Origin of the sequence: Alicyclobacillus fodiniaquatilis (assembly GCF_042678105.1) — a bacterium.
Lineage (GTDB): Bacteria > Bacillota > Bacilli > Alicyclobacillales > Alicyclobacillaceae > Alicyclobacillus > Alicyclobacillus fodiniaquatilis.
Genome location: NZ_JBHUCX010000065.1, coordinates 1 through 3,877, shown reverse-complemented (window position 1 = coordinate 3,877; position 3,877 = coordinate 1). Strand labels below are relative to the sequence as shown.

The window sequence follows — 3,877 nt, the reverse complement described above, 5'->3', positions numbered from 1 at the left end:
CCAAGCGACGTACGAGCGGACACACAAACCTGCAGCCTAAGCAAACGAAATGGGATTTTCATACATTCTCGGTTTGGTGTGTCCACCATATTGACTTAATACCAAGGCATAACGCAAAAGAAAGTTGAATTCCTCCAAAGATTGGATGAATACATTCCAAAAATCAGTTTGTAAATTCCGTTTAGTTGAACGTGCCCCGTGGAGTGGGGCATCAGGTACTATCACTTGAAATCCATTGATATTTACATGTTCAATTTTTAATTTGCAAACCAATTCCTCAATTGATCAGCATAAAATATTCTCTCCTCCGGCGTACTTAAACTGCCGTCGGTTTTATACAAATGATCGTGTTCGTAACGGGGGTGTACATGCAAATGATAGTGCCATACATCTTGACTGCCACCCTCTTTCGTTTCTCTTCAGGATTCGCAGCCCTTATGTGCAATAGCAATGTTACTAATGTCTTTCTAGCGTAATCGCAATCACTTCACGTAACGTCAGCCGTGGGCCGTTCATGTAACTGTATTTACTGTGACCACCATATCCACTCGTATGCATACCTAGTTCACGAGCATAAAGCTGGGCGCGTTCCTGCTGAAAGTCATTCGACACAATGATTGCTGTGTGCATTCCATGCTTTTGCATAATCTGTTTTGAGTCGAACAAATTTCCCCAAGTGTTTCGGGATTGATTATCCAGGTATATAACTGTCGAAGGTACTCCTTTACTCTCCAAATACCGTTGGCTCGCTTCCGCTTCGCTGATACGCTCACCTTGGCCTTGTCCTCCAGTTAGGATAAATGCCGGGGCATAATGCTTGTGATAGAGCATGAGTGCCCAGTCAAGGCGTTCCTGTAGAGCGGAACCCGGTTGATAACCCATAACTTGTGTTCCAAGTACGATAATTGCGTCGGATTTTACAGGTTTTATTGAATTTCCATATGAAGTGATTTGTTCATATTTCCAACCGACATATAGTATGATTAAAGCAAGGAACGCTATCGCAATTATCACTATGTTTCGTAAACGAACACGCAAATTAGTCACTCCATTTTCGGGGCTTAATAAGCCCATTGGTTTTCCATAATATTGGCATAAAGTAGATTTGCGTTTACTTGTCCATGTGTATAATAACAGCGAAACAGTATGACTGAATATTAATTCAAAAATATGATGCATACTTCCTGGCATCTCTTGTGCCCGTTCGACGACAGATAATAGCAGGAAGACCGAGTAAATACTATTTGTGTTGGTCACCTAAGATCTGCTTACATATATAGCCTACTATATACTCTCGTGGCGTCTGTTCCGTTAAATCATTGTTCTCCACTAATTGGTCTATTGCTTGTTCGATCACTACCCATAGTGGATGTGACTCGTAATCGACATAGGGGTGGCTCATGTCTGCATTACCTCGTTTTCTAGGAGGGCTTATTGCCCATTCCTGTCCTTTAGAGAAAGACAAAAGAATACAGATATTACATCTAGGGTATCATCATGGCAGCCATACATGCCGTTCTTCGGTATATGCTCGTTACCTGAATAACTCAACGATGAACTAAATGTATGATGGCATCAATTAAAATCCATAAACCAAGCAATCCAAGGACAATGCCTGCCAACTTCTCTGCCCATTCGCCAAGGTAAGGTTTCAATTTCGACCCGAAAGTGAGTCCCAAAAATGTAAATACAAAAGCTTGTAACGCAATTAGAATAATCGTTAGAGCGATGGGAACACCCACAAGACCGATTGAGAACCCAACTGCCAACTCATCCAAACTAATACTCAAAGCCGTCAAGATTAGTGTCCATCCGACCAAATTTCGCTCCAATTTTTCTTCCTCATCGTCTTCATCTTCGAAGAAAATGAGCCAAACAGCAACGGCCAACAGTGCAATTCCACCAATTAACGAAGCCCAGTCTCCGATAAGGCGACCCGCACCTTTACCGATCAACAGCCCAATTAAAGGCATTAACGCTTCTGCACATGAAAACGTAATAGCAATTTTAACTTTTCCTTTGGTTTGAACGAAACCGAGGGATATGGACATCATAAGCGTGTCCATTCCAAGTGATAAAATCAGTACAATCATTTTTAAGGCAACCATTACAATCCTCCATATGGTTGGTTATAGTTGGAAGTTGTCTGACAATACAGTTGACGATTTGGGAATTTCTCTTGACGTTCTGCTTCAGCACGCGGTCTCTACGGAGGTTTCCAAGTTTACTGCTAAATTCACTTGCTATATCATCATTTGTAGTAATACTGTACTGTCGAAGTTGCCCCGATGTCCCCAAGAGTTTCGGAACATTTAATCACAAACATAGTCAGCCACACACCCTCTACAAATTCACATTATTAAGTGGATTGAATTTGTCGTTTTGCTCCTTGAGAGCAGAGCCCCACAACGCGAGGTATCGTCGCGTCATAGTCATATCTGAGTGGCGAAGCAATCTCTGGAGGGTGACCATGTCCATGCCGTTCATCAGGCTCTATGAGCAAAGGCGTGTCGGAAAGTGTGGCTGCTGAGGCGCACATCCTTAAAATTCATTACTTCCTTTAAACGCTTAAACATGTTCTTGATAGCATTGTTGGTCAATTTTCTACCGCGAGAATCCACAAACACGTATTCTGGGAGGTCTGAAAAACGCTGTTGAATGTAAATCTTATATTTTGCGAGTTCTCGTTCCAGCTTTGCTGCCATCGGTATTGCGATAGCCACTCTCTTTTTGCCAAACAGACTCATGGTACTATTTTTGAAGTCAACATCAGCCCATCGAATGTTAATGAGTTCTCCTAAACGTGCTCCAGTTCCGAGCAAAGTCACGTAACTGTCGAATCTCTGTAGGAGTAAAAAGATTTGTCACGATATTTTAGGCGTCTGAAATATCCTAACATCAATTTGATGTGCTCGTCAGTAAAAACCTCGATACGGACATCGGTCTTGAATTTGGAAATCTTGCGGATGGGGTTGTTGTTTTCGGTGAAAAGTTCGACATCCTTTTGAAGGTAATGGAAAAACGCGCGGAGATTGATGAGTTTATGGTTCAATGTGACGGCGTTATTGCTGCGCTCCTTCTGGCAGAAGATAAAATACTGCTTCAAACTTGCAGGAGTGATATCTGTGACACCAACGATTTCCCGATCCACGCAAAATTTGTGAAACTCGTTCGAGATGCGTTTATACTCCGACAGGGTGTAGGGAGAAACATTTTTGTACTCTCGGTCGTCCAAAAATCCTTTACAACATATTTCAATAACAAAAAAACCACTGCCCTCTGTGTATTTTTGCACAGTAGACAAGTGGTCTTGCGACCACATGTTTCTCTTTAGTCTAAAGAACCTCGAAAACCCGCAATATTACTACTCTGGTCGGAATGACAGGACTCGAACCTGCGGCCTCACGGTCCCAAACCGCACTTTAACAGTTGTAGACTTCCAGTCGATTCAACTGTAACAGACAGCTAGTACCTGCGTTTTCTGTAAACTTACGGTGCAGTATAAAGTGGCCGCAGTGGAATAGCAATAGTTGCAGGGATATTTCCTGAATTCAATTGTATCAGCGGTAAGGCGGTTACACCAACATCTTCATGAACAGTTCAAAAATCCGCTGTGCGCTGTTTACTGTGTCATAGTCCGCTCTGTCGGATAAGGCTGCTCTCGTGGAATCATTTACAGAGCGAGAAAAGAGGAGTTCCTATACACCGCTTTGTGCGCCAGTTGTCAGATTAAAACGGCCACAGAAGAATATGAGCGACATATTCAGAAGATGCTTGAACTGATATGAACGAGGCCGTCAACCGCCACTCGTTTTTTTCTTGTCAAGAGACCATGGAGTTAAATGCCTGGCCCGAAGGCAAGGTTCGTCGACGGTTG

4 protein-coding genes are annotated in these 3,877 nt (G+C 42.8%); all 4 read right to left on the bottom strand.

The annotated features are described in order from the left end of the window. Window positions 1–456 precede the first annotated feature (456 nt). Window positions 457–1,191, bottom strand: a complete 735-nt coding sequence (locus ACFSB2_RS17320) for a YdcF family protein (protein ID WP_377944360.1) — start codon at window positions 1,189–1,191, stop codon at window positions 457–459. Between the two features lie 356 nt (window positions 1,192–1,547). Further along, window positions 1,548–2,108 carry a manganese efflux pump MntP gene (locus ACFSB2_RS17315; RefSeq protein ID WP_377944359.1) on the bottom strand — a complete coding sequence of 187 codons (561 nt, stop codon included), beginning with the start codon at window positions 2,106–2,108 and terminating at the stop codon, window positions 1,548–1,550. A 378-nt stretch (window positions 2,109–2,486) separates the two neighbouring features. Next, the gene (locus tag ACFSB2_RS17310) at window positions 2,487–2,828 is read right to left on the bottom strand and encodes a tyrosine-type recombinase/integrase (protein ID WP_377944358.1); all 342 of its coding nucleotides are present in this window, start codon (window positions 2,826–2,828) and stop codon (window positions 2,487–2,489) included. Continuing rightward, on the bottom strand, window positions 2,825–3,322 hold the full coding sequence (locus tag ACFSB2_RS17305) for a site-specific integrase (RefSeq protein WP_377944357.1): 498 nt from the start codon (window positions 3,320–3,322) through the stop codon (window positions 2,825–2,827). The genes ACFSB2_RS17310 and ACFSB2_RS17305 overlap by 4 nt, the downstream gene beginning before the upstream one ends. Window positions 3,323–3,877: the final 555 nt, after the last annotated feature.

Bases quoted from the DNA above. Each gene is read 5' to 3' on its own strand.
- ACFSB2_RS17315 (WP_377944359.1), bottom strand. From the start codon at position 2,108: ATGGTTGCCTTAAAAATGATTGTACTGATTTTATCACTTGGAATGGAC.
- ACFSB2_RS17320 (WP_377944360.1), bottom strand. From the start codon at position 1,191: ATGCCAGGAAGTATGCATCATATTTTTGAATTAATATTCAGTCATACT.
- ACFSB2_RS17305 (WP_377944357.1), bottom strand. From the start codon at position 3,322: ATGTGGTCGCAAGACCACTTGTCTACTGTGCAAAAATACACAGAGGGC.